The 25,623-nt window shown below is 63.8% G+C and carries 22 protein-coding genes; 12 read left to right on the top strand and 10 right to left on the bottom strand.

The window, feature by feature from the left end; translation table 11 throughout:
• The first annotated feature begins 3 nt into the window (after nt 1-3).
• Complete coding sequence (gene nagZ, locus ACIPW4_RS13870) at nt 4-1,002, top strand: beta-N-acetylhexosaminidase (RefSeq protein WP_400659145.1); 999 nt, start codon at nt 4-6, stop codon at nt 1,000-1,002.
• 109 nt (nt 1,003-1,111) lie between these two features.
• On the opposite strand, the gene ACIPW4_RS13865 is transcribed toward nagZ, so the two are convergent.
• Genes ACIPW4_RS13865 through mfd form a run of 3 tightly spaced genes read right to left on the bottom strand, consistent with a single transcriptional unit; the run spans nt 1,112 to nt 8,489 of the window.
• Nucleotides 1,112-4,456 carry an SNF2-related protein gene (locus tag ACIPW4_RS13865; RefSeq protein WP_400658695.1) on the bottom strand — a complete coding sequence of 1,115 codons (3,345 nt, stop codon included), beginning with the start codon at nt 4,454-4,456 and terminating at the stop codon, nt 1,112-1,114.
• Between the two features lies 1 nt (nt 4,457).
• On the bottom strand, nt 4,458-5,030 hold the full coding sequence (locus tag ACIPW4_RS13860) for a CsiV family protein (RefSeq protein WP_400658692.1): 573 nt from the start codon (nt 5,028-5,030) through the stop codon (nt 4,458-4,460).
• Between the two features lie 9 nt (nt 5,031-5,039).
• Nucleotides 5,040-8,489, bottom strand: a complete 3,450-nt coding sequence (mfd, locus tag ACIPW4_RS13855) for a transcription-repair coupling factor (protein WP_400658690.1) — start codon at nt 8,487-8,489, stop codon at nt 5,040-5,042.
• 168 nt (nt 8,490-8,657) lie between these two features.
• Between mfd and ACIPW4_RS13850 the strand changes: the two genes are divergently transcribed.
• The 3 genes from ACIPW4_RS13850 to sthA all read left to right on the top strand — a co-directional run bounded on the left by ACIPW4_RS13850 (nt 8,658) and on the right by sthA (nt 12,952).
• Nucleotides 8,658-10,121, top strand: a complete 1,464-nt coding sequence (locus tag ACIPW4_RS13850; protein ID WP_400658688.1) for a glyceraldehyde-3-phosphate dehydrogenase — start codon at nt 8,658-8,660, stop codon at nt 10,119-10,121.
• A gap of 236 nt (nt 10,122-10,357) precedes the next feature.
• Entirely contained in the window at nt 10,358-11,356 is a 999-nt protein-coding gene (locus ACIPW4_RS13845) for an FAD:protein FMN transferase (RefSeq protein WP_400658686.1), read from the top strand.
• A 201-nt stretch (nt 11,357-11,557) separates the two neighbouring features.
• The gene (gene sthA / locus ACIPW4_RS13840; protein ID WP_400658684.1) at nt 11,558-12,952 is read left to right on the top strand and encodes a Si-specific NAD(P)(+) transhydrogenase; all 1,395 of its coding nucleotides are present in this window, start codon (nt 11,558-11,560) and stop codon (nt 12,950-12,952) included.
• 48 nt (nt 12,953-13,000) lie between these two features.
• Here the strand turns inward: sthA and ACIPW4_RS13835 are convergent, their stop codons facing one another.
• Together ACIPW4_RS13835 and ACIPW4_RS13830 are read right to left on the bottom strand one after the other, a co-directional pair.
• Nucleotides 13,001-13,717, bottom strand: coding sequence for a glycerophosphodiester phosphodiesterase (locus ACIPW4_RS13835; RefSeq protein WP_400658683.1), 717 nt, complete (start codon nt 13,715-13,717; stop codon nt 13,001-13,003).
• Nucleotides 13,718-13,747: 30 nt separating this feature from the next.
• Complete coding sequence (locus tag ACIPW4_RS13830; protein WP_400658681.1) at nt 13,748-14,332, bottom strand: PilZ domain-containing protein; 585 nt, start codon at nt 14,330-14,332, stop codon at nt 13,748-13,750.
• Nucleotides 14,333-14,425: 93 nt separating this feature from the next.
• Here ACIPW4_RS13830 and ACIPW4_RS13825 point away from each other — a divergent pair, with 93 nt between their 5' ends.
• The 3 genes from ACIPW4_RS13825 to ACIPW4_RS13815 are packed head-to-tail and all read left to right on the top strand — an operon-like array spanning nt 14,426 to nt 17,668.
• Nucleotides 14,426-15,676, top strand: coding sequence for a lipoprotein-releasing ABC transporter permease subunit (locus tag ACIPW4_RS13825; protein ID WP_400658680.1), 1,251 nt, complete (start codon nt 14,426-14,428; stop codon nt 15,674-15,676).
• A gap of 7 nt (nt 15,677-15,683) precedes the next feature.
• Nucleotides 15,684-16,367, top strand: a complete 684-nt coding sequence (lolD, locus tag ACIPW4_RS13820; protein ID WP_400658678.1) for a lipoprotein-releasing ABC transporter ATP-binding protein LolD — start codon at nt 15,684-15,686, stop codon at nt 16,365-16,367.
• Nucleotides 16,368-16,426: 59 nt separating this feature from the next.
• Nucleotides 16,427-17,668: a lipoprotein-releasing ABC transporter permease subunit gene (locus tag ACIPW4_RS13815; RefSeq protein ID WP_400658676.1), complete on the top strand. Its 1,242-nt coding sequence runs from the start codon at nt 16,427-16,429 to the stop codon at nt 17,666-17,668.
• A gap of 116 nt (nt 17,669-17,784) precedes the next feature.
• Here the strand turns inward: ACIPW4_RS13815 and ACIPW4_RS13810 are convergent, their stop codons facing one another.
• The gene (locus ACIPW4_RS13810; protein ID WP_400658674.1) at nt 17,785-19,128 is read right to left on the bottom strand and encodes a heavy metal sensor histidine kinase; all 1,344 of its coding nucleotides are present in this window, start codon (nt 19,126-19,128) and stop codon (nt 17,785-17,787) included.
• The gene (gene cinR, locus ACIPW4_RS13805) at nt 19,128-19,808 is read right to left on the bottom strand and encodes a two-component system response regulator CinR (protein ID WP_400658673.1); all 681 of its coding nucleotides are present in this window, start codon (nt 19,806-19,808) and stop codon (nt 19,128-19,130) included. The genes ACIPW4_RS13810 and cinR overlap by 1 nt, the downstream gene beginning before the upstream one ends.
• A 244-nt stretch (nt 19,809-20,052) precedes the next feature.
• On the opposite strand from cinR, the gene ACIPW4_RS13800 reads away from it, so the two are divergent.
• Together ACIPW4_RS13800 and queF are read left to right on the top strand one after the other, a co-directional pair.
• Nucleotides 20,053-20,556 (top strand): plastocyanin/azurin family copper-binding protein, encoded by a 504-nt coding sequence (locus ACIPW4_RS13800; protein WP_400658671.1) that lies wholly within the window; start codon nt 20,053-20,055, stop codon nt 20,554-20,556.
• Nucleotides 20,557-20,624: 68 nt separating this feature from the next.
• Nucleotides 20,625-21,455 (top strand): NADPH-dependent 7-cyano-7-deazaguanine reductase QueF, encoded by an 831-nt coding sequence (gene queF / locus ACIPW4_RS13795; protein ID WP_400658669.1) that lies wholly within the window; start codon nt 20,625-20,627, stop codon nt 21,453-21,455.
• Between the two features lie 32 nt (nt 21,456-21,487).
• Here queF and ACIPW4_RS13790 read toward each other — a convergent pair whose 3' ends face one another.
• Together ACIPW4_RS13790 and ACIPW4_RS13785 are read right to left on the bottom strand one after the other, a co-directional pair.
• Nucleotides 21,488-21,751, bottom strand: a complete 264-nt coding sequence (locus tag ACIPW4_RS13790; protein WP_400658667.1) for a DUF4404 family protein — start codon at nt 21,749-21,751, stop codon at nt 21,488-21,490.
• A gap of 123 nt (nt 21,752-21,874) precedes the next feature.
• Nucleotides 21,875-22,438 carry a phosphonoacetaldehyde phosphonohydrolase-related protein gene (locus ACIPW4_RS13785; RefSeq protein ID WP_400658666.1) on the bottom strand — a complete coding sequence of 188 codons (564 nt, stop codon included), beginning with the start codon at nt 22,436-22,438 and terminating at the stop codon, nt 21,875-21,877.
• Between the two features lie 189 nt (nt 22,439-22,627).
• On the opposite strand from ACIPW4_RS13785, the gene ACIPW4_RS13780 reads away from it, so the two are divergent.
• Nucleotides 22,628-23,335 carry a VacJ family lipoprotein gene (locus ACIPW4_RS13780; protein WP_400658665.1) on the top strand — a complete coding sequence of 236 codons (708 nt, stop codon included), beginning with the start codon at nt 22,628-22,630 and terminating at the stop codon, nt 23,333-23,335.
• Between the two features lie 51 nt (nt 23,336-23,386).
• On the opposite strand, the gene ACIPW4_RS13775 is transcribed toward ACIPW4_RS13780, so the two are convergent.
• Nucleotides 23,387-23,686 (bottom strand): PilZ domain-containing protein, encoded by a 300-nt coding sequence (locus ACIPW4_RS13775; protein WP_400658663.1) that lies wholly within the window; start codon nt 23,684-23,686, stop codon nt 23,387-23,389.
• Nucleotides 23,687-23,956: 270 nt separating this feature from the next.
• Between ACIPW4_RS13775 and rssB the strand changes: the two genes are divergently transcribed.
• Nucleotides 23,957-25,141: a two-component system response regulator RssB gene (rssB, locus tag ACIPW4_RS13770; protein ID WP_400659144.1), complete on the top strand. Its 1,185-nt coding sequence runs from the start codon at nt 23,957-23,959 to the stop codon at nt 25,139-25,141.
• Entirely contained in the window at nt 25,138-25,620 is a 483-nt protein-coding gene (gene rssC / locus ACIPW4_RS13765) for an anti-sigma factor antagonist RssC (protein WP_400658662.1), read from the top strand. Before rssB ends, rssC begins: the two co-directional genes overlap by 4 nt.
• Nucleotides 25,621-25,623: the final 3 nt, after the last annotated feature.

Raw genomic sequence — 25,623 nt, 5'->3', positions numbered from 1 at the left:
AGCCTGCAAGGCTCCCTGATGGTGGATATCGCCGGTAAATGGCTGACTGCCGAAGATCGCCAACTCCTGCGTCAGCCGGAAGTGGCCGGCCTGATCATCTTTGCCCGCAACATCGAAAGCCCGCGCCAGGTGCGTGAGCTGTGCGCATCGATTCGGGCAATTCGCCCCGAGCTTATCCTTGCGGTCGACCAGGAAGGCGGGCGGGTGCAGCGCCTGCGCCAGGGGTTCGTGCGCCTGCCGGCGATGCGCGCCATCGCCGACAATGCCAATGCCGAGTACCTGGCCGAGCAATGTGGCTGGCTGATGGCGACCGAAGTGCTGGCAGTCGGCCTGGACCTCAGTTTTGCCCCGGTGCTCGACCTCGATCACCAGCGCAGCGCGGTGGTAGGCAGCCGTGCCTTCGAAGGTAACCCTGAGCGTGCCACGCAGTTGGCCGGTGCGTTCATTCGCGGCATGAATGCGGCCGGCATGGCGGCCTGTGGCAAGCACTTCCCGGGGCATGGCTGGGCCGAAGCGGATTCGCATGTGGCTATTCCTACCGACGAACGCAGCCTCGATCAGTTACGCCAGGCGGACCTGGTGCCATTCTCCCGCCTGAGTGGCCAGCTGGCGGCGGTGATGCCGGCGCATGTCATCTACCCGCAGGTCGACAATCAGCCGGCCGGGTTCTCACGCCGCTGGTTGCAGGACATCCTGCGTGGCGAGCTGGGCTTCGATGGGGTGATCTTCAGTGACGACCTGTCCATGGCCGGTGCCCATGTGGTGGGTGATGCCGCCAATCGCATCGAGGCGGCGCTGAGCGCCGGTTGCGACATGGGCCTGGTGTGTAACGACCGGGCGGCAGCGGAGCTGGCGTTGACCGCAGCGCAGCGCTTGAAGGTCAAGCCTTCGCCACGCATTGCGCAGATGCGCGGGCGTGGCTTTGCCCGTACCGATTACCGGCAGCAGCCACGGTGGCTGGAGGCCCTGGGGGCCTTGAAGGAAGCACAGCTGGTCGATTGACCTTATCGGCCTCTTCGCGGGCAAGCCCGCTCCCACAGGAATCTCACAGGATTTGAATCCGGTGCAGTACGTTTGGGAGCGGGATTGCCCGCGAAGAGGCCGGCACAGGCTAGCGCCCGCGCTTGCCTGGTAACGGCGCAAACAGCGCCTCGATCTCTTCATCGCCAAGTCGCCACTGCCCCGCCTGCCCACCATCGAGCAGGCTCGCCGCCAGCGCTGCTTTCTCCTGCTGCAGCGCCTGGATCTTCTCCTCCACCGTCCCTCGGGTAATCAGCTTGAACACGAACACCGGCTTGTCCTGGCCGATCCGGTAGGCGCGGTCGGTCGCCTGGTTCTCGCTGGCCGGGTTCCACCACGGGTCGAAGTGGATCACGGTGTCCGCAGCGGTGAGGTTCAACCCGACGCCGCCAGCCTTGAGGCTGATCAGGAACACTTCGCTGTCACCCTGCTGGAACTGCTGCACCGGTGTACGCCGGTCGCGGGTGTCGCCGGTGAGCAGGCTGTAGCGGATCTTGCGCTTTTCCAGCTCTTGCTCGATCAACGACAGCATCGAGGTGAACTGCGAAAACAGCAGCACCCGACGCCCCTCGCTGAGCAGCTCTTCGAGCATCTCCAGCAGCGCGCCCAGCTTGCCCTTGTCGGCCTGGTTGCCTTTGGTCTCGACCCCTTTGACCAGGCGCAGGTCGCAGCATACCTGGCGCAACTTGAGCAAAGCGTCGAGGATCACGATCTGGCTGCGCGAGGCGCCATTGCGGGCGATTTCGTCACGGACTTTCTTGTCCATGGCGACGCGCACCGCTTCGTAGGTGTCGCGCTGGGCGTCGCTGAGCTCCACCCAGTGCACCATTTCGGTCTTGGCCGGCAGCTCGGTGGCCACCTGCTCCTTGGTGCGGCGCAGCAGGAATGGGCGCACCCGGCTGGCCAGGTGAGCCAGGCGTTCGACGTCGCCGTGGCGTTCGATCGGAGTGCGGTAATCCTGGTTGAAGCGTTTCACGTCACCCAGCCAACCGGGCATGAGGAAGTGGAAGATCGACCACAGCTCGCCCAGGTTGTTTTCCATCGGTGTGCCGGTCAGGCACAGGCGCTGGTTGGCCTGTAGCTCGCAGACGGCAAGGGCGGCCTTGCTGGTGCTGCTCTTGATGTTCTGCGCCTCGTCCAGCACCAGCACATGCCAGGCTTGGGCGCGCAGGTGTTCCCGGTCGCGCGGTACCAGGGCATAGGTGGTGAGCACCAGATCATATTCGTGCAGCCTGGCAAAATGCTTGCTGCGACCCGGACCCTGCAGGGCCAGCACGCGTAGGCCGGGGGCGAAGCGCTGGGCTTCGTCGAGCCAGTTGGGCACCAGGCTGGTGGGCATCACTGCCAATGCCGGGGCTGACAGGCGCCCGGACTGTTTTTCCAGCAGCAGGTGTGACAGGGCCTGCAGGGTCTTGCCCAGGCCCATGTCGTCGCCGAGGATGCCGCCAGTGCCCATTTCGCGCAGGGCCTGCAACCAGTTGAGGCCCTGCTGCTGGTAGGGGCGCAAGGTGGCGTTGAGGCCACTCGGCACTTCGACCTGCAGATCACGGGCGTCGCGCAGGCGTCGGCCGAGGTCGCGCACATGGGCGCCGCCCTCCCAGCGCAGCGGCAGGTGCTCGATATCGTTCAGCAGTGCGGCGTCGGCGCGGTCCATGCGCAGGCTCGGGCCGACCGCGTCTTCGTGCAGGTACAGGTCGCCGAGGGTGCCCATCACGGCCTTGATGCGGCCGTAGGGCAGGGCGACGCGCAAGGCCGGGCTGTCCAGGCGGCCGCGGTTGAGGTCGATCAGCAGGTGCTCGTCGTCGCTGCGCCGCGCCAGTTCGCTGGGGCGCAGCAGTTCAGGGTTGCTGCGCAGCAGTTGCAGCACGATCGGCAGCAGGCTGTGGCGCTGGCCTTCGACCACGATGCCCAGCTCCAAGTCGAACCATTCGTGGCCCGGTGCTTCGTCGATGCTGGCATACCAGTCGTCCACCTCCTGCAGGTTGAAGGCGAAGTCGCGGTGGATGTCGATGTCCCAGCCAGCCTCGCGCAGGCGTGGCAGGCCATTGCGGGCGAAGTGCAGCCAGGCCTCGTCGTCGGGCAGCTGGAGCATCTCGCCGGCGCTGTCGGGCAGGGCCTTGCTCTGCCGGGTGGCAGGCTTGAAGCCGAGGTCGCGCAGCACCTTGCGCAGCGCCTGCTCGGCCTGGGGTTGGCGGCGGATGCGCTGGCTGGTGGCGTCGATGAGGCGGGTCAGCGGTTTGTCGTCGTTGCCACTGGCGCGCAGGCCGTCGTAATCGAAGGCCAGCGCGGCGCGGTGCTGCATCTGCCGTTGCATGCGCCCGGTCTTGGGCATGTAGGCACTGAATTCGAGGCTGCCGAGGGTCAGGTGGGGCCTCGGCTGAATATCGTCAAGCTGTTCGCTGCGTACGGTAGTCGGGGTAGGGACCTTGCGATTGAGCGCGCTCAGCCGATGGCTAAGCGGGATGATCAGGTGCTCCGGAACCGTGGGTGCGCTGGCAAGCTGGCTGGCAACGAACGGGTCAAGGTCATGCGTCAACTTGCCCGTTTGCCCCGTTTTCGAGTCCACGTAGTAAAGCGGATCGAGAGGCAGCGCCTCGACATGGACATTTGGCTCGTGGTGCCAGGCGCCGCGGTAGCTGCCGCTATCGAGCCTGACCCAGCGAAACTCCGCGTGCAGGTCTGGCCCTGTGGAAAGCGGGGTCAGCTGCTGGCCATAGAGCAGGCGCCCTGTGCCCAGGGCAAACTCGTAGAGTTCTGCACCTTTCTTGCCTTCCAGCCTGGCGATGGGAAAGCTGTAGTCCTCGCTGAGGGCATCAATGAGCCTGAGGACGCGCAGGTCCTCATCATTCACGTACTTGGGCGTGTAATAGATGAGCTCTGGCAGCGAACTTGGGCGTCCCAGCTTGAGTTCGCTACCGATCTGACCGGCACCCTTGAATACGCTGAGCATGCACCGGCCATGCTCGATGTCGACAACATAATAAAGCGAGGCACCTTTACGTTTGGCAGGCTCCGAGGTTTTCAGTGGTACTTCCAGTGCTTCGACCCAATTGGCCAGCTCTGGCGTAAGCTCCAGCGATTGTAGAGCGGTCTCGGTGGCCGAGTGGCTGAGCGCGTGATCGCCTTCGGCGAAATCCGGCCCCTGTTCCAGCAGGTAAAGTGCTGCAGCGCAATGCTTGCAGTCTTCTCCAACCGGGCAAGAGCAGGTGGTCTCGCAATACAGGCCATCCTCGGTCATGTCCAGGGTAATGCGCTGATGGTAAGTGCGGCCTGCCGAGCCTTTGCATTGGGCGCGGATCGTCATGCCAAAGATCGACACGATCTCGCTTCTGTCTTCATCGGCATAGTCCTGGCCGCGCCTCAGGGTCTTGCGATCAAACCCCATTTGCCAGCCGTTGAGTGCACGCACGAACATTTGCGCATCGCTTTCGCTCACATCACTGCTCCATCATCTCCGGGTCCATCACCGGCATCTTCGGCGTGCCCGGTGGCGTGATCTTCAGCAGCAGGGCCAGGTGGCCGCCATCAAGGAAGGTCAGCTGGCCGCCTTTCATGTTGCTGTTGTTCTGCTTGAATTGCTCGCTTTGCAGCACGTTGCCGTTGCTGTCGAGCTGGTTGACCCAGAAGTTGGCCTCTACGGCGATGAAGCGGCCGGCGGTGATGCTCAGGTTACCCTCAATGGGGAAGTGGCCGAACTGCTCGCTGCCGTTACCCAGGGCGACGCGGCTTGTGTCGCTGCCGACCGGCTGTTGCCAGGCCTTGTGCAGCAGCACGGTGTAGTCGGCAGTAGCCTCCAGCCGGGTGGCCTCGTCCTGCAGCGCCAGCGGGCGTTCGGCGCCCTTCTCCAGGCGCGGGGCGCCCGCGCTCCAGTCTTCCGGGGCAAACGGGCTGGTGAAGGCGGGCACGCTGTTCTGCCGCACCAGAATCATTTCTACCTGATACATCCCTTCGGCGAAGGCCGCAGGCGCGAACAGCGCAAGCAGCAGGGTCAGGCAACGGATGGCACGCATGGATCTTCCTTAGGCAGGCTGTGGGGTCAGGCGCTCGAACAGCGCCTCCAGGGTATTGAAGCGTTCTTCGGGGCGTTCCATCGGTACCAGGAAACGGAACTGCGTTGCGCCTTCGAACTTGTAGCGTTTGGGCTGGCCCTGGATCAGCTTGATCAGGGTCAGCGGATCGACCGGGGTCTCGGCTTCGAATTCGAGCTTGCCGCCATTGGGGCCGGCGTCGACTTTCTTGATGCCGAGTGTCTCCGCCTGGAGCTTGAGCTGGGTCAGGCGCATGAGGTTCTTGGTCGGTTCGGGCAGCAGGCCGAAGCGGTCGATCATCTCTACCTGCAGGTCCTTGAGGCCGTCTTCGTCGGCTGCCGAGGCGATACGCTTGTAAAGGATCAGGCGTGCGTGCACGTCAGGCAGGTAGTCCTCGGGGATCAGCGCCGGCAGGCGCAGGTTGATCTCCGGGCCGCCGCCCAGGGGTTGTTCGAGGTTCGGTTGGGTACCCTTGCGGATGGCCTTGACCGCGCGCTCGAGCATTTCCATGTACAGGGTGAAGCCCACCGCCTGAATCTGCCCGCTCTGGCCTTCGCCGAGCAGTTCGCCGGCACCGCGGATTTCCAGGTCGTTGGTCGCCAGCACGAAGCCGGCACCGAGGTCCTGGGTGTTGGCGATCGCCTCCAGGCGCTTTTCGGCGTCGGCGCTGATCTTCTGCCGCTGGGGCGTCAGCAGGTAGGCGTAGGCCTGGTGGTGGCTGCGGCCGACACGGCCGCGCAGCTGATGCAGCTGGGCCAGGCCGAACTTGTCGGCGCGCTCGATGACGATGGTGTTGGCGCTCGGCACGTCGATGCCGGTCTCGATGATGGTCGAGGCGATCAGTACGTTGAAGCGCTTGTGGTAGAAGTCGCTCATCACCTGTTCCAGCTCGCGCTCGCGCATCTGCCCGTGGCCGATGCCGATACGCGCTTCCGGAACAAGTTCGGCCAGTTCGGCGGCGCACTTCTCGATGGTCTTCACATCGTTATGCAGGTAGTACACCTGGCCACCGCGCAACAGCTCACGCAGCAGGGCTTCTTTGACCGTGCTCTTGTTCTGTTCCATGACGAAGGTGCGCACCGACAGGCGCCGCGCCGGCGGGGTAGCGATGATCGACAGGTCGCGCATGCCCGCCACCGCCATGTTCAGCGTGCGCGGGATCGGCGTGGCGGTCAGGGTGAGGATGTCCACTTCGCTGCGCAGGGCCTTGAGCTGCTCCTTCTGGCGCACGCCGAAACGGTGTTCCTCGTCGATGACCGCCAGGCCCAGGTCCTTGAAGCGCACGTCATCCTGCAGCAGCTTGTGGGTGCCGATGAGGATGTCGATCTTGCCTTCGGCGAGGTCCGCAGCCGCGGCGGCCACTTCCTTGGCCGACTTGAAGCGGCTCATCACCTCGACCTTCACCGGCCATTCGGCGAAGCGGTCGCGGAAGCTGTTGTAGTGCTGCTGGGCGAGCAGGGTGGTCGGTACCAGCACCGCTACCTGGCGGCCACTGTGCACGGCGATGAAGGCGGCGCGCATGGCCACTTCGGTCTTGCCAAAGCCGACGTCGCCGCACACCAGGCGGTCCATCGGTTTGGGCGCCAGCATGTCGACCCGCACCGCCTCGATGGCCGCTTGCTGGTCGGGGGTTTCCTCGAACGGGAAGCCCGCGCTGAAGGTGGCGTAGTCGGCGGCCGGGTCGGCAAAGGCATAGCCCTTGCGCGCGGCGCGGCGGGCATAGATGTCGAGCAGCTCGGCGGCCACGTCGCGGACCTGTTCGGCGGCCTTGCGCTTGGCTTTCTGCCAGGCTTCGGAGCCCAGCCGGTGCAGTGGCGCCAGGGCGTCATCGCTGCCGGTGTAGCGGGCGATCAGGTGCAGGTTGGCTACCGGCACATAGAGCTTGGCGCCCTCGGCGTATTCCAGGGTGAGGAACTCGGCCGCCTGGCCGTCGATCTCCAGGGTCGCAAGGCCCAGGTAGCGCCCCACGCCATGATCGATGTGCACCACCGGCGCGCCTTCGCGCAGCTCGGTGAGGTTCTTGATGACCGCGTCGTTTGCCGCCTCGCCGCGTTTTTCACGGCGTCGGCGCTGCATCACGCGCTGGCCGAACAGCGGGCTCTCGGCGACCAGGGCGACGGCCGGGTCATCCAGCAGCAGGCCATCGTCGAGCGGGGCGATGGTGATCGCCAGGCGATCGCGGCCGGTAATGAAATCGGCCCAGCTGTCGACCGTCTGCGGGCGCAGCTTGAGGCGTTCGAGCAGCTCCAGCAGCACCTCGCGGCGGCCCGCCGATTCGGCGGTGAACAGCACGCGGCCGCTGAACTGGTCGAGGAACCCGGCCAGCGCCGCCAACGGCTGGTTGGCCTTGGCTTCGATGGCCAGGTTGGGCAGGGCGCGTGCGGGGAAGCGCTCGCGGCCGGCACCGGCTTCGACGTCGTCGGCGCTGACCACCACCCGCGGCCACTGCTTGAGCTGGGCGAAGCAGTCTTCCACGGGCAGGAACAGTTCGGCGGGCGGCAGCAGCGGCCGGGTCAGGTCGCCACGGCGCTCTTCATAGCGCCCGCGCACGTCGTTCCAGAAGTGCTCGGCAGCCTGCTCGACGCCTGGCAGCGAATACACCTGGGTGTTGGCGGGCAGGTAGTCGAACAGGGTCGAGGTTTCTTCGAAGAACAGCGGCAGGTAGTACTCGATGCCGGCGGGGATGATGCCGCTGGCCAGGTCCTGGAAGATCGCGCTGCGGCGGAAGTCGACATCGAAGCGCTCGCGGAAACGCGCCTTGAAGCGGGTCACCTCTTCCTTCTGCATGGGGAACTCGCGCGCCGGCAGCAGGCGGATCGAGTCGACCTTGTCGATCGAGCGCTGGGTTTCCGGGTCGAAGGTGCGCAGGGTCTCGATCTCGTCATCGAACAGGTCGATGCGATAGGGCAGCTTGCTGCCCATCGGGAACAGGTCGATCAAGGCGCCGCGCACGGCGAATTCGCCATGCTCGTAGACCGTGTCGACGCAGCGGTAGCCGGTGGCTTCAAGGCGCGTGCGCATCTGCTCGACGTCGATGGTCTGGCCCACGTCCAGCACCAGGCTGCTGCCGAGCAGGAAGCGCGTCGGCGCCAGGCGGTGCAGGGCGGTGGTGATCGGCACCACAAGGATGCCGTGGCTCAGCTCCGGCAGCCGGTAGAGGCTGGCGATGCGCTGGGAAATGATGTCCTGGTGCGGCGAGAACAGGTCGTAGGGCAGGGTTTCCCAATCGGGGAACGGCAGCACCGGCAGGTCTGGCGCGAAGAAGCGCAGCTCCTGTTCCAGGCGATCGGCCGCCTGGCTGTCGGCGGTCAGCAGCAGGGTGAAGCGACCCGCGCTGCTGGCGGCTTCGGCGATGGCCAGGCTGAGGGCGGCCCCGGGCAGGTTGCCCCAGGTTTGTTTGCCGGCCGTGGCCGACATTTGCGGTAGGCGCAGAACTGACACGGGAGATTGCACTCCAAGCGTTGCGGCAAAGAGACCGATTGTACCGGTGACAGTGCCTGCTGTCAGGCTCGACAGGCCATGAACAGCGGGCTTTGCCATCGGCGACAGGCGCTCATTGCCGGTTACGCGCTGGGGCGTCATAATGTAGCCCCTTTTTTCTGTCCCTACATGTGGAAGGTTCCCGTGACTCAGAAGCCCGACCAGTGTCTTGGTGAGTGGATCGATCGTGAAGCTCTGGCTGAAGCGATGATCCCGCTTATCGGTCAGCTCTACCGCAACAACAACGTGGTGAGCTCGATTTATGGCCGTAGCCTGATCAACCGTTCGGTTATCTCGATCCTCAAAGCCCACCGCTTTGCGCGTCACCGTCAGACTGACGAAACCGAACTGTCCGTACACGAGACATTCCCCCTGCTCAAGGCGATGAGCGAGCTGAAACTGGGTGCCGCTTCGGTCGACCTGGGCAAGCTGGCCAACAAGTTCAAGCAGGAAGGCAACGGCCGCACTGCCGAGCAGTTCGTCCGTGAAGAGCTGGCCGACGTGGTTGGCCAGCAGAACGCTTCGGCCCGCAAGGGTACCGACGTCGTGCTGTACGGCTTCGGCCGCATCGGCCGCCTGTTGGCGCGCATCCTGATCGAGAAGACCGGTGGCGGCGACGGCCTGCGCCTGCGTGCCATCGTTGTGCGCAAAGGTGCCGAGAACGACCTGGTCAAGCGTGCCAGCCTGCTGCGCCGTGACTCGGTGCATGGCCCGTTCGATGGCACCATCACCATCGACGAAGCCAACAACACCCTCACCGCCAACGGCAACCTGATCCAGATCATCTACGCCAAGAGCCCGAGCGAAGTCGACTACACCCAGTACGGCATCGACAACGCGCTGATCGTCGACAACACCGGCGTCTGGCGTGACGCCGACGGCCTGGGCCAGCACCTGACCTGCCCGGGCGCTGCCCGCGTGATCCTCACCGCACCTGGCAAGGGCGCGCTGAAGAACATCGTGCACGGCATCAACCACGGCGACATCACTGCCGATGACAAGATCATCTCGGCAGCTTCGTGCACCACCAACGCCATCGTGCCGGTGCTCAAGGCCATCAACGACCAGTACGGCATTGTCAATGGCCACGTCGAAACCGTTCACTCGTTCACCAACGACCAGAACCTGATCGACAACTTCCACAAGGGCAGCCGCCGTGGCCGTGCCGCGCCGCTGAACATGGTCATCACCGAAACCGGCGCCGCCACCGCTGCCGCCAAGGCACTGCCAGTGCTCAAAGGCAAGCTGACCGGTAACGCCATTCGCGTTCCGACGCCGAACGTTTCGATGGCCATTCTCAACCTGAACCTCGAGAAGCCGACCACCCGCGACGAGATCAACGAGTACCTGCGCCAGACCGCCATGCACTCGGAACTGCACAAGCAGATCGACTACGTCAGCTCGCAAGAAGTGGTTTCGACCGACTTCGTCGGTTCCCGCCACGCCGGTGTGGTGGATGCCGAGGCGACCATCGCCAACGACAACCGCGTTGTCCTGTACGTCTGGTACGACAACGAGTTCGGCTACAGCTGCCAGGTGGTCCGCGTGATGGAAGACATGGCCGGTGTGAACCCGCCAGCGTTTCCACGCTGATACGCTTGTAAGCGCGTGAAAAAACGGGAACCTTCGGGTTCCCGTTTTTTTTGCCTGGCATTTGCCTGTGCCGACGCGGTCGTTGTAGGAGCGGCCTTGTGTCGCGAAAGGGGCGCGCAGCGGCCCCAGCAATGTGTGCATCGCGACCGTAATCCTGGGGCCGCTCTGCGGCCCTTTCGCGACACAAGGCCGCTCCTACAATGACCGTGTTGGCATGCAAAACCGAGAGATCCCGATTGCGCACAGCCCTCCTGTTCATCCTGATGCTCCTCACCGCCTGCAACCAGGGCCCCACCCTGGAGCGCCTGGGCGGCCCGACCATGGGCAGCAGCTACAGCATCCAGTACGTTCGCGAGCCCGGCGGCCCGGCACCGGCCCAGGTCCAGGCCGCAGTCGAAGCGATCCTCAATGACATCGACCAGCACTATTCAACTTACCGCGGCGACTCCGCCGTCAGCCAGTTCAACCTGCTGCCCGCCAACCAGTGCATGGCCTTGCCGCCCGACATGCTCGAGCTGGTCGCCTTCGGCCAGCACCTCGCAGAGCTGAGCGACGGCGCCTACGACCTCACCGTCGAGCCGCTGCTCGACCTCTGGGGCTTCGGCCCGCAGGCCCGCCACGAGCAGGTGCCCGACCCGCAGTCCCTGGCCCTGGCCCGCCAGCGCGTCGGCTACCGCCACCTGCGCATCGACGGCCAGGCACTGTGCAAGGACGCCTCGGTGCAGCTGGACTTCAACAGCATTGCTGCCGGCCAAGCTGTCGACCTGATCGCCGAGCGCCTGCGCGCCATGGGCGTGGCCAGCTTCGTCGCCGAAGCCACCGGCGAGCTCAAGGCCGTGGGCCGCAAGCCTGATGGCAGCCCCTGGCGCATCGCCCTCGAGTTGCCCCGCGAAGACCGCCAGGTCGCCCGCCAGATCATCCCGGTCAATGGCCTGGGCGTTTCGACCTCGGGTGACTATCGCCACTATTTCGAGGACAATGGCCGGCGCTATTCGCACACCTTCGATGCCCGCCTGGGGCGCCCGGTCGGCCACGACCTGGCTGCGGTCACCGTGCTCGATGCCTCGGCGCTGCAGGCCGATGGTTATTCGACCCTGTTGTTGATCCTGGGGCCGGAACGCGGCTGGGATTTCGCCGTGGCTCACGATCTGGCTGCGGTTTTGGTGACTCGGGCCGACGGTGGCTTCGTCTCTCGAGCGACCCCTGCATTCGAGCAGGCGGTGAAAGGCGATTGAAAGCGTTGGCAGGGATGATCGCCGCCAGGGATCGGTTATGACATGTAGTGCAGGCAAAATTGGCCTACGACGCGACCAAGGGTTAATGTGCGCGGCGTTCACGCTTGATTAGACTGCACCCGAATTTTCTCATGACGCCCCGGCGGCATGATCGAGTCCCGCGGGTAACCGTAACCCCGGGCCAGTTCTGAAGGAGTACGCATGGCTGTCTACAACTACGACGTAGTGGTGCTGGGTTCCGGCCCGGCCGGTGAAGGCGCGGCAATGAACGCCGCCAAAGCAGGGCGCAAGGTGGCAATGGTCGACAGCCGCCGTCAGGTCGGCGGCAACTGCACCCACCTGGGCACCATCCCGTCCAAGGCGCTGCGTCACTCGGTGCGGCAGATCATGCAGTTCAACACCAACCCGATGTTCCGGGCCATCGGTGAGCCGCGCTGGTTCTCCTTCCCGGATGTGCTCAAAAGCGCCGAAAAGGTCATCGCCAAGCAGGTCGCCTCGCGTACCGGCTACTACGCCCGCAACCGCGTCGATGTGTTCGTCGGCACCGGCAGCTTCGCCGACGAGCAGACCGTGGAAGTGGTCTGCCCCAATGGCGTGGTCGAAAAACTCAACGCCAAGCACATCATCATCGCCACCGGCTCGCGCCCTTACCGCCCGGCCGACATCGACTTCCACCACCCGCGCGTCTACGACAGCGACACCATCCTCAGCCTCAGCCACACCCCGCGCAAGCTGATCGTCTACGGCGCCGGCGTGATCGGTTGCGAATACGCGTCGATCTTCAGCGGCCTTGGCGTGCTGGTGGAGCTGGTCGACAACCGCGGTCAGCTGCTGAGCTTCCTGGATTCGGAAATTTCCCAGGCGCTGAGCTACCACTTCAGCAACAACAACATCACCGTGCGCCACAACGAGGAGTACGAGCGGGTCGAAGGCCTGGACAACGGTGTGATCCTGCACCTGAAATCGGGCAAGAAGATCAAGGCCGACGCCTTGCTGTGGTGCAACGGCCGTACCGGCAACACCGACAAGCTGGGCCTGGAAAACATCGGTATCAAGGTCAACAGCCGTGGCCAGATCGAGGTCGACGAGGCCTACCGCACCAGCGTGCCGAACATCTACGGCGCCGGTGACGTGATCGGCTGGCCGAGCCTGGCCAGTGCCGCCCACGACCAGGGCCGTTCGGCTGCCGGCAGCATCGTCGACAATGGCAGCTGGCGCTTCGTCAACGATGTGCCGACCGGCATCTACACCATCCCGGAGATCAGCTCGATCGGCAAGAACGAGCAGGAGCTGACCCAGGCCAAGGTGCCGTACGAAGTGGGCAAGGCGTTCTTCAAGAGCATGGCGCGCGCGCAGATCGCCGGTGAGCCGCAGGGCATGCTGAAGATCCTGTTCCACCGCGAAACCCTGGAAATCCTTGGCGTGCACTGCTTCGGCTACCAGGCTTCGGAAATCGTTCACATCGGCCAGGCGGTCATGAACCAGCCGGGCGAACAGAACAATCTGAAGTACTTCGTCAACACCACGTTCAACTACCCGACCATGGCCGAAGCCTATCGGGTAGCTGCCTACGACGGCCTGAACCGGCTTTTTTGAGCGGCTCCGGCCGGTGGCCTGAGCCGGTCGGGGAGACCGATTTCAGCCCTACCCGAGGGTGGTCTTGGCCAAACCGGGAAAGTCTGTAATCAGGCTGTCCACGCCAAAATCAGCGAGCCGGCGCATCAGTGCCGGTTCGTTGACCGTCCACACTGACACATGCAAACCCTGGCCCTGCGCCTTGAGCAGGCGCTCGGGGGTGCACAGTGTCCAGTTCAACGCCAGCAGCTCGCAGTCGTAGTTCTGCGCGACCTTCAGCGGGTCGAGCCAGGCGTATTCGGCAACCAGCCCGCGCTTCACATCCGGTACCAGCTCCTGGGCAGCGCCCAGCACTTCGCGCGAGCTGGAAGTGATGGTCACCTTGTCCAGCAGGCCGTACTGCTGCGCCAGTTCGCGGATTGCCAACACCGTGGTGGCGGCACGGGTGCGCGAGGCGCTCTTGACCTCCAGTTGCCAATGCTCGAAGGCGCACTTTTCGAACAGTTCTTCCAGCTTCGGGATAGGGCAGGGTTGCACATGCCCCGGGCCACCCTTGCGCGCGTCTATCCTGACCAGGTCGGCGGCCGGGTGCTCGACCACCTTGCCGCGCCGGCCGGTGGTGCGCTTTAGGGTGGGGTCGTGGATCACCATCAGCTCGTTGTCGGCCGACAGGTGCAGGTCCAGTTCGCAGCGGTTCACGCCATGGGACAGGCACTGCTGAAAGCTCTTCAGGGTATTTTCGGGGGCTTCGCCCTTGGCGCCGCGGTGGCCGTAGATCAGGGTCACGTTCGTTCCTTCAAATCAGGGGGATAGGGCTCAGGAGGCGGGGCCGTCTTGTTCCAGCTGCTGGCGCCGTTGCTGCTGTTGGCGTTGCAGGATGTAGCGGGCCAGCAGTTGCCGTTGGGCATCGGTCATGTCGGTGAATTCCGTGCCGACCTCGAAATCGCCTTCAGGGCGCGGGTCGCAGTGGGTGACCTTGCCGCGCAGCAGCAGGCCGTGGGCGCGTGGCATCAGCACCATCTTCACCTTCACCCGCGTGCCGGGGGCGATCTGCCGAGGTTGCGCGAATTCGATCCCGCCTTCGGAAATGACCACCCGCTGTGGCTGGCCGATCTCGCCGAGCAGGGTTTGCGCGACCACTGCGCTGAGCAGGTCGAGGCGCTTGCTCTGCGCGCGCAGGAAGGCTGCCAGGGTGCGGTCCTTTTCGCTCAGCTGGCGCAGCAGGTGCTGCGACTCGAAGTCGGACAGGTGCAGCTCGCTGAGCAGGTTGAACAGTGGCGAATCATCCTGCAACAGTTCTGCTTCAAGGGCTTCGGCCGCGCTCAGGGGGCTGATTTCCAGTGCGATCCGATCTTCGATGCGGTAGTATTCGCGGCGATCTTCTTCGTCTAATGTCGTCATGGCGAACCCATGGTTGCGGCGGTGGTCCGAGTGTAAAGCCGCCGTAGGCGCCTCGCCACAAGGACGTTCCCTTTCATCCGAACAAGCCCCGACATGTTCAGACCTCTTTTCGCATTCATCGGTACGCGTTACACCCGTGCCAAGCGCCGTAACCATTTCGTCTCGTTCATTTCCCTGACCTCGATGATCGGCCTCGCCCTGGGCGTGGTGGTGATGATCGTGGTGCTCTCGGTCATGAACGGTTTCGACCACGAGATGCGTACCCGCGTGCTGGGTATGGTCCCCCACGCGACGCTGGAGAGCGGCCAGCCGATCAACGACTGGTCTGCCCTTGCCCAACAAGTAAAGCAGAATCCGCAGGTGCTGGCGGTTGCCCCGTACACGCAGATGCAGGGCCTGCTGACCCATGAGGGCAAGGTGCAGAAAGTGTTGCTCAACGGCATCGATCCGGCGCGCGAGCGCGAGGTGTCGATCATTGACAACTTCATCCTGCAGGGCAGCCTCGACAAGCTGGCGCCGGGCGAGTGGGGCATCATGATCGGCGACAAGGCCGCGGCCAAGCTGGGCGTGGCCATCGGCGACAAGCTGACCTTCGTCGCGCCCGAGGTCAGCGTGACCCCGGCCGGCATGTTCCCGCGCATGAAGCGCTTCACCGTGGTTGGCACCTTCCACGTGGGCGCCGGCGAGATCGACGGCTATCTGGGCCTGACCAACATCGCCGACTTGTCCCGCCTGCACCGCTGGAAGCCGGACCAGGTGCAGGGCCTGCGCCTGAAGTTCGAAGACCTGTTCCAGGCGCCGCGGGTGGCCTGGAGCATCGCCCAGCAGCTGGGCGACCAGGAATACTACAGCCGCGACTGGACCCGTACCCACGGCAACCTGTACCAGGCGATCCGCATGGAGAAGGCCATGATCGGCCTGCTGTTGCTGCTGATCGTGGCGGTGGCGGCGTTCAACATCATTTCCACCCTGGTGATGGTGGTCAACGACAAGCGCGGTGACATTGCCATCCTCCGTACCCTGGGCGCCACGCCCGGGCAGATCATGCTGATCTTCATGGTCCAGGGCACGGTGATCGGCGTAATCGGCACGCTGATCGGCGCGGTGGTCGGCATCGTCGCCGCGCTGAACGTGAGTGCGGTGATCGCTGGCATCGAGAAGCTGATCGGGCACAAGTTCCTCAATGCCGACGTGTATTTCATCGATTACCTGCCGTCGCAGATCCAGGCCCAGGATGTGTACATGGTCTGCGGTGCGGCGTTGGTCCTGAGTTTCTTCGCCACCCTGTACCCGGCCTGGCGTGCGGCCCGCACCCAGCCGGCAGAGGCGCTACGTTATGAGTGAGTCGCGCATGAGTGATAAAGCCGTTCTGAGTTGCCGCAACCTGGGCAAGTCCTACGACGAGGGCCCGGAGTCGGTGCAGGTGCTGTCCGGCCTCAACCTGGAGCTGCATGCCGGTGAGCGCGTGGCCATCGTCGGCAGCTCCGGCTCTGGCAAGAGTACCTTGCTCAACCTGCTCGGCGGCCTCGACCGGCCGACCCAGGGCAGTGTGTGGCTGGCCGGTGAAGAGCTGTCGGCCCTTGGCGAGCGTGCCCGCGGGCTGCTGCGCAACCGCGCGTTGGGTTTCGTCTACCAGTTCCACCACTTGCTGCCCGAGTTCACCGCCATGGAGAACGTGTGCATGCCGCTGCTGATCGGCCGCACCGCCATCCCGGAAGCCCGTGAGCGGGCCGAGGCGCTGCTAAAGCGGGTCGGCCTGGGCCATCGCCTGCACCACAAACCGGCCGAACTGTCCGGTGGCGAGCGCCAGCGTGTGGCGATTGCCCGGGCCCTGGTCAACCGTCCGGGCCTGGTGATGCTCGACGAGCCGACCGGTAACCTCGACCATCACACCGCCCAGGGCATCCAGGAACTGATGCAGGAGTTGTCCAGTGCGTCGCGTACGGCCTTCCTGGTGGTGACCCACGACCTCAACCTGGCGCGCCAGATGGACCGCGTATTGAAGCTCGACGACGGTCACCTGGTGGCAATCTGACCGAGTGCACGGGGTGGCAGGGCCGCCCCGTTTCCCCGTTTTAATTGGGTATTTCCTACATGTTCAGACCCTTGCCCATCTTCATCGGCGCGCGCTACACCCGGGCCAAACGCCGCAACCACTTCATCTCGTTCATTTCGATGACCTCGATGATCGGCCTGTCGCTGGGCGTGCTGGCGATGATCGTGGTGCTCTCGGTGATGAACGGCTTCCAGCGTGAAATGAGCTCGCGAATTCTCGGCCTGGTGCCGCATGCCTCGATCCTCGGCGTGCAGCCGCTGGACGACTGGCGCAAGGCTGCCGACGCTGCGTTGCAGAACCCGGCAGTGATGGCCGCAGCGCCGATCACCGAGATGGAAGGCATGCTGTCGTACAAGGGCGCGATGCAGCCGATCCAGGTCAGCGGTATCGACCCGGCGGAGGAAGGCAAGGTGTCCATCGTTGGCCAGCATATCGTCCAGGGCCGTCTGCAGGACCTGCAGCCGGGTGAATACGGGGTGGTCATCGGCGAGCTGACGGCGCGGCGCTTCCGCCTCAATACCGGCGACAAGCTGACCCTGATCGTGCCTGAAATCAGCAAGGACCCCGGCGGCATCACCCCGCGCATGCAGCGCCTGACCGTGGTCGGCATCTTCAAGGTCGGCGCCGAGCTGGATGGCTCGCAGGCATACATGCACGTTGCAGATGCCGGCGAAATGCAGCGCTGGGCACCCGGCCAGGTGCAGGGCGTGCGCCTGAAGCTGCACGACCTGTATGCTGCGCCGCAGGTGTCCAGGGCGATTGCAGCCGGTCTGGGTGATGGCTACCGCGCCGATGACTGGTCGCACACCCAGGGCAGCCTGTTCAGTGCGATGAAGATGGAGAAGACCATGATCGGTCTGTTGCTGCTGATGATCATCGCGGTGGCGGCGTTCAACATCATTGCCACCCTGGTGATGGTGGTGAACGACAAGGGGCCGGATATTGCCATTCTGCGTACCCTGGGCGCCACCCCAGCGCAGATCATGGGTACCTTCATGGTCCAGGGCAGCCTGATCGGCGTTGTCGGCACTTTGATCGGTGGCGTGCTTGGGGTGATCGCCGCGCTCAATGTCAGCCAGATCGTCGGCTGGCTGGAGCGGGTAAGCGGGCAGCACATCTTCACGTCCGATGTGTACTTCGTCAGCAGCCTGCCGTCCGAGCTTCAGGGGGGGGATGTGCTGATGATCTGCGCTGCCGGGTTGGTGATGAGCTTCCTGGCGACCATTTACCCGGCTTACCGGGCGTCGCAGGTGCAACCGGCGATTGGCTTGGCAGTTTGATGTTTGCTGGGGGCGCTTTGCGCCCCTTTCGCGACGCAAGGCCGCTCCTACAAGGGATCGTGATCTCCTGTAGGAGCGGCCTTGTGTCGCGAAAGGGCTGCAAAGCAGCCCCGATTTCACCGGGTTTCGGGTAGCTCGATCACAAACCTGGTCCAGCCATCCTGACACGCTGCCTGAATAGTCCCGCCATGGGCCTGCACGATCGACCGGGTAATCGCCAACCCCAACCCCGCATGTTCGCTGCTGCCTTCGCGCCGCGCCGGGTCCACCCGGTAGAAGCGATCAAACAGGCGCGGTAACGCTGCCGCGCCAATTGCCGCCCCGGTGTTGGCCACGCAAATCCGCAAGCCCGGCTCCAGCGTCACCCGTATCTGCCCGCCTGCCGGGGTAAAGCGCAGGGCGTTGTCGAGCAGGTTGGACAAGGCCCGGCGCAGCATAGGTCGGTCGCCCTGCAATACCGCCTCGCCCTCGCGCAGCAATTGCACTTCGTTGTCCTCGGCCAGTGGCGCGTAATACTCCAGCAATGCATCCACTTCCTCGTGCAACGCCAGCGGCGCCTGCCCCGGCACCAGCAGGCCATGATCGGCCTTGGCGAGGAACAGCATGTCGTTGATCATCTGCGCCATCCACTGCAGTTCTTCAAGGTTGCCATGCAGTGCCTCGCGGTAATCCTCCAGGCTGCGCGGGCGGGTGAGGGTGACCTGGGTGTGGGTCAGCAGGTTGGACAGCGGCGTGCGCAGTTCGTGGGCGATGTCGGCGGAGAATGCCGACAGGCGCTGGAAGGCGTCGTCCAGGCGTTGCAGCATGGCATTCACGGTAGTGGCCAGTTCCGCCAGCTCCTCGGGCATCTGCGTCACTGGCAGGCGAGTGGTCAGTGAGCGCGCCGAGACGCTGGCGGCTACCTGGCCCATCTGGCGCAAGGGGCGCAGGCCACTGCGGGCGGCCCAGGCACCGAGCAGGGCAGTGGCCAGGGCCGACAGCCCGACGGTGAGCCAGATCAAGCGCTGCATGCCTTGCAGGAAGTGCTGGTGATGGGTGATATCGAGAAACAGCGTCAGTTGTGCAGCCGTCTGATCGTCCGGCGGTACGGCCAGGCTTCGATAATCGACGCCGTCTGCGTGCAGGGTCGTCAGCCCGGGCGTTGACGGTGTGCCTGGCAGGCCGTCGCGGCTGGCGAACCAGTTCGCACCGTCGCGGCCGTCGATACGCAGCGCCAGGTCAGCCTGATGGCTGAGCTCGTTGCGCAGGGCTGGCAAGCGGCTTTGCAGTTCGTCAGGGCCCTTCAGGCCGGCGAGCTGGCTGCGAAACAGGGAAAGGCGCGACTCCAGCAGTTGCTGGTCCAGCTCAACGAAATGCTGCTCGCTGGCACGGTTGAACAGCAGCCCCGCGCCCAGCGAAACGCTGGCGGTGCAGGCGGCGAACAGCAGTGCCAGGCGCGTGCCGAGGGAAAGCCTGCGCATCAATCGTGGCGCTCTTCGAGCACGTAGCCCATGCCCCGCACGGTGTGGATCAGCTTGTTCGGGTGCGGATCGTCGATCTTCAGGCGCAGGCGGCGCACCGCCACCTCGATCACGTTGGTGTCGCTGTCGAAATTCATGTCCCACACCTGCGAGGCGATCAGCGATTTGGGCAGCACTTCGCCCTGGCGGCGCAGCAGCAGTTCGAGCAGGGCGAACTCCTTGGCGGTCAGGTCGATGCGCGCGCCGTCCCGTTCGGCGCGGCGGCGGATCAGGTCCAGGCGCAGGTCGGCCAGGGTCAGTGTGGTGTCCTGGCTGGGGCTGGCGCCGCGGCGCAGCAGGCTGCGAACCCGGGCCAGCAGTTCGGAGAAGGCAAATGGCTTGACCAGGTAATCGTCGGCACCCAGTTCCAGGCCGTGTACGCGGTCTTCGACAGCGTCGCGAGCGGTGAGGAACAGCACCGGGGTGTCGAGCCCGGCATTGCGCACCGCCTGGAGGATCTGCCAGCCGTCACGACCGGGCAACATTACGTCGAGGATCAGCAGGTCGTGGTCGCCGGTCAGGGCCAGGTACTGGCCGGTTTCGCCGTCGGCGACCAGCTCGGTGGCGAAGCCGGCCTCGCTCAGGCCCTGGCTCAGGTACTGGCCGGTGCGGGCCTGGTCTTCGACGATCAACAGCTTCATGCTCTGTCCACAATCATTCGGGTTATGCGGACCTGTGGGAGCGGGTTTACCCGCGAAAGCGTCGGTGCATTCGCCGCAGCATTCGCGGGTAAACCCGCTCCCACAGGGGCCGATGTGATGGCTGAAATGATACGTGACTATCTTGAACGTCGCCCAAGCTGACAAAGTTGTAATCTTCTCGTCAGCTAACCGCCAGCCGCAGCTTCATAGAGTGGCCGTATCCGCTTGTCGTACTGGAGTCATCATGAAACACCTGTTCATCGCCGCCGCTCTCGCCGTGGTCAGCCTGCCCAGCCTGGCAGGCGACGCGAAAACCTTCGCGTTCGGCGAGCCCGCTCAGGCAGCCAAGGCGACGCGCACCGTGGAAGTGGTACTCAAGGACATTGCTTTCGAGCCCGCCAGCCTGCAGGTGAAAGCTGGCGAAACCGTGCGCTTCGTATTGGTCAACGAAGGCAAATTGCCCCACGAGTTCAACCTGGGTGACAAGGCCATGCACGCCGAACATCAGAAAGAAATGATCGCCATGCAGGGCAAGCTGTACAACGCCGCTGCGCAGCATGAGGGCATGGACCACTCGCAGATGGGGCACGGCACTCACGGTCATGATGCCGGCAATACTGTACTGGTACTGCCCGGCCAGCGTGCCGAGCTGACCTGGACCTTCAGCAAGTCGGCGCCCATCGAGTTTGCCTGCAATGTGCCGGGGCACTACCAGGCCGGCATGGTCGGAACGCTGACCATCGAGTAGGCGGGCCTCCAAGGCGGGGTGCAAAACCGGTAGACTAGGGGCAATTTCGAACCTTCAGGTCAGTTTCCATGCATCCCGCTGCCGAACACTCCCCGCTGGGCAAATCCAGCGAATACATCGCCACCTACACACCCTCGTTGCTGTTCCCGATCCCGCGCACGGCCAAATGGGCTGAACTGGGCGTGACTGCCCAGACCCTGCCATGGCAGGGCGTGGACTACTGGAACTGCTTCGAGCTGTCGTGGCTTCTGCCCTCGGGCAAGCCTGTGGTGGCCATCGGTGAGTTCGCCATTCCCGCCGATTCGCCGAACATCATCGAATCGAAGTCGTTCAAGCTCTACCTCAACTCGCTGAACCAGACCGTGTTCGCCTCGATCAGCGAGCTGCAGGCGTGCCTGGTCAAAGATTTGTCGGCCGCCGCCGGCAAGCCGGTGGCCGTGCAGGTGCGTACGTTGGCTGAAGTGGAGGCGCAGGGCGTGGTTGCCTTGCCCGGGCAGTGCATCGATGCGCTGGATGTGGCGATCGACAACTACGAGCAGCCGCAACCTGAGCTGCTGAGCTGCAACCCGCAGCGCATTGTCGAAGAGGCCGTGCACAGCCATCTGCTCAAATCCAACTGCCCGGTAACCGGCCAGCCGGACTGGGGCAGCGTGGTGGTCGAGTACAAGGGCAGGGCACTGGACCATGCCAGCCTGCTGACCTACCTGATCAGCTTCCGCCAGCATGCCGACTTCCATGAGCAGTGCGTGGAGCGGATCTACCTGGATTTGAAGCACCTGCTGCAGCCCGAGCACCTGACGGTGTATGCGCGGTATGTGCGCCGCGGCGGGCTGGATATCAACCCGTACCGCAGCACCGGGGCGATCAGCCCAGCGAACCTGCGACTGGTTCGGCAGTAATGATTGTGGCCGCTAAAGCGGCCACGGTTGTTTCAGATCCCCATGCTGTGCAGCGAGTTGGCAATGCTGCGCAGGGTAGCGGTAAGGTCTGGGTGGTCGGCCTCGAAGCGTTCGATCGCCAGGTTCACCCCGTCGACCAGATTGTTGTCCTGCGTGGCTGTCTCGAGCTTCAACTGCGCTTCGATCTGCCTGGCCTCTTCGTGCAGGGCGGCCAGTTCTTCATCCGAAAGCGGTACGTTGCGGTCCAGTTGCTCGCGCAGGCGGTTCAAGCGCTCTTGCAATTCGCGGGCAGGCATTGGCTGTTCTCCATCAATGGCTTGGCAAGGCATTGACCTCAGCGAAGCGGCAAAGGTTCTCGCCTGTCTTCTAGCGTAATCCACTCGCTGGTGCTTTGCATGATCCGCATCAATGGGGCTGTATCAGGGTTTTTCGCCCTTGCTGCAGCGCAGGGCGATGTCGGCCAGGCAGGTGTCCAGCTCTTCGAGGTGGTCGATCACCGAATGCACGCCCAGGCTGAACAAGGCCAGCGTGGCCTTGCCGCGGGCTAGATCCTGCTCTTGCTGGCTCATGGCCTGCCATTGCGCGGAGGCAAGGTCGCACGAGGGGCTGCAGGCCGCCAGGCCCACCGTCCACAAGCCGGCGTTGAGGCCCGATTGCAGGAGCTTTGGCTCGCCGCTGACCAGCACGCAACCCTCCAGGCGTTCGCTGTCCAGGCTCATCAGGGCTTGCCAGCAGGCGTTCGGTGCCGGCCAACGCACGCCATTGGCCGAATGACCCGGCAACCAGTCTGGCAGGACGCTTGCCAGGCGCCGGCTCTGCAGGCTGCTCAGGTCGTCCAGCCAGATGCACGGCACCTGCGCGTGGCGCAGGCCGGCCAGCGTATCGAGGGCGCCCGGGGCGGGCAGGGGGGTGCCGTTGGCGGCCTGGACCAGGCAACCGCGCAGGCCGAACAACACAGCGGTAATGGCGGGTGCAGCGAGCATGGTAACGTCCCTGAAATAGTCCGCAGGCTATTGGACGATTGTTACCGTGCTGTGACGGGCAACAGATGTTCACAAATTATTGAGCAAAAATGTGTAAAGCTGTTTATCAGCGTGCAAGCCTCTATACTGGCGCCGTACAGCAGCGCACCCGGTGCGCTTGCGGCCGAGAATTTCGATGGAGAAACATCTATGCGTAGGATCGGTGCCGGTGTGATCGAGCGAGTCACCCACGCCTTTGTCTGCGCCAGCTTGCTGCTGGCGCCAGTGGCAGCCACCCAGGCTGCCACCGAGGAAGACCCTTGGGAGACTGTCAACCGACCGATCTTCCGTTTCAACGATGCGATCGACACATACGCCCTCAAGCCATTGGCCAAGGGTTACCAGGCGGTCACGCCGCAGTTCCTGGAGGATGGCATTCACAACATCTTCCGCAACCTCGGTGATGTCACCAACCTGGCCAACGACCTGCTGCAATTCAAGCCCCATGCAGCAGGCGTGGACACCGCGCGGCTGATCGTCAATACCACGTTCGGCCTCGGTGGCTTCTTCGATGTAGGCACCAAGATGGGCCTGCAGCGCAACGACGAAGATTTTGGCCAGACGCTCGGTTACTGGGGCGTGCCAAGCGGCCCGTATGTGGTCATTCCGCTGCTGGGCCCGAGCACCGTGCGTGACGGCCTGGCGAAGTACCCGGACACCTACACCAAACCCTACCGTTACATCGACCACGTGCCGACGCGCAACTCGATCTTCGCCCTCGACGTGGTCGATACCCGCGCCAGCCTGCTCTCGGCCGAAAAGCTGATCCAGGGTGACAAGTACATCTTCCTGCGCAATGCCTACCTGCAGAACCGCGAGTTCAAGGTCAAGGATGGTGAAGTCGAAGACGACTTCTGATCCTTGCAGGCATGAAAACGGCGACCCTCGGGTCGCCGTTTTTGTTACAACTCAATGCATGGCCAGAATGCGCAGGCCGAGCTTCTGCTGGCCACCGGGTTGATCGGCGATCCACACCACTTCGGTGCTGGCATGCAGCCCCTTGAGTGCCGGATGATCGGAATCGATGCGCACCTCAAGGTGGTCACCGACCTTGAATTGCTGCGGCGCCTGTACCTGCATGCCACCGCTGGATAGGTCCAGGCACACCGCAGCAATCACCTGCCCCTCATGCAGCAGGCTGACCTCGGTGTCGATGCGCATGCGGATGAAATCGCGTTTCTCGCTGTGTTCGGAGGGCGTATGAGGCATGCTGCATCCTTCCCAATAGGTTGTACTGGTTGGCTTTCTTATAACGCTCGGTGATTTGCCCTGTAAAGAGCAGCGAACTCGACCGACGTATGCTTGAAACGCCTGGCGGATGGGAGTACCGTCTGCGCCTTACGAGTTACCTCTGCTGGTTGCCTGGCCCGAGTTCTTGGCCTACAACTCAAGTAGAGCGTTACCACAGAGTATTCCAGCAGTTGGATGTCAGCCTTGCAGACGCCCCTGCACCAACCCAAATCGGCGCCGTTCGCCCACATGCAGAAAATCAGTGCAACGCTGCTGATCATCGATGATGACGACGTGGTCCGTGCGAGCCTCGCCGCCTATCTGGAAGACAGTGGCTTCAGCGTCCTCCAGGCCGGTAATGGCCAGCAGGGGCTCCAGGTCTTTGAAGAACACCAGCCCGACCTCGTGATCTGCGATCTGCGCATGCCGCAGATGGGCGGCCTCGAACTGATCCGCCAGATCAGCGAGCGCGCGCCGCAGTTGCCGGTGATCGTGGTGTCCGGTGCCGGCGTGATGAGCGACGCGGTCGAGGCCTTGCGCCTGGGTGCCGCTGACTACCTGATCAAGCCGCTGGAAGACCTGGCCGTGCTCGAACACTCGGTGCGCCGGGCGCTTGACCGTTCGCGCCTGGTGCTGGAAAACCAACGCTACCGCGACAAGCTGGAGGCGGCAAACCGCGAGCTGGAGGCCAGCCTGCATCTGTTGCAGGAGGACCAGACTGCCGGTCGTCAGGTGCAGATGAACATGCTGCCGGAAAGCCCCTGGAAGCTCGGTGAATTCACGTTTGAGCATCAGATCATCCCGTCGCTGTACCTGTCGGGCGACTTCGTCGACTACTTCCGCGTGGATGAGCGGCGCATTGCCTTCTACCTGGCCGATGTCTCTGGGCATGGTGCGTCGTCGGCATTCGTCACGGTGTTGCTGAAGTTCATGACCACGCGGCTGCTGTTCGAAATCAAGCGCAGCAGCAAGTTGCGCGAATTCAAGCCTTCGCAAGTGCTCAGCCATATCAACCGCGGCCTGATCAATTGCAAGCTGGGCAAGCACGTGACCATGGTCGGTGGCGTGATCGACGAAGAATCCGGCCTGCTGACCTACGCCGTAGGCGGCCACCTGCCACTGCCGGTACTGTATACCCCGGGCGAGGCGCGCTACCTTGAGGGCCGAGGCCTGCCAGTCGGGTTGTTCGACGAAGCGACGTACCAGGATTTGGTGATCGAACTGCCGCCGCAGTTCAGTCTGAGCCTGATGTCCGATGGCATTCTGGACCTTTTGCCTGGCAACACGCTCAAAGATAAAGAAGCTGCCTTGCCGGATATCGTCAAGACGGCGGGTGGTAGCCTGGATGGGCTGCGCCAACGTTTCGGATTGGCTACGCTTGGGGAGATGCCGGATGATATCGCCCTATTGGTGTTGAGCAGGAACCTTCAATGAGTACCGGTAGAATCCAGTTCGCCGAGCAGAGCGGTACCTTTGTACTGAAATTCGTCGGTGAAGTGCGCTTGACCCTGTGTTCGGCGCTGGATGCGACGATCGAGAAGATTTTCACCGCGCTGAACTTCTCGGCCATCGTCATCGACCTGACCGAAACCGAAAGCATCGACAGCACCACACTGGGCCTGCTGGCCAAGCTGTCGATCCTGTCGCGGCAGAAGGTGGGCCTGTTGCCGACTGTGGTCACCACCAACCCGGACATTTCGCGCTTGCTGCAATCCATGGGCTTCGACCAGGTGTTCAACATCGTCGACCGCCCGGTGCCGCGCCCTGAGTGCCTGACCGACCTGCCGTCGCAGGATCAGAACGAGGATGTGGTGCGTTCCAAGGTGCTGGAGGCGCACAAGATTCTCATGGGGCTCAATGACTCCAATCGCGAAGCTTTCCATGATCTGGTGAATGCGCTGGAGCGCAGCTGACTT

This window comes from Pseudomonas sp. NPDC089996, from assembly GCF_044748405.1.
GTDB lineage: Bacteria > Pseudomonadota > Gammaproteobacteria > Pseudomonadales > Pseudomonadaceae > Aquipseudomonas.
This window is presented reverse-complemented; position numbering and strand designations above follow the sequence as displayed.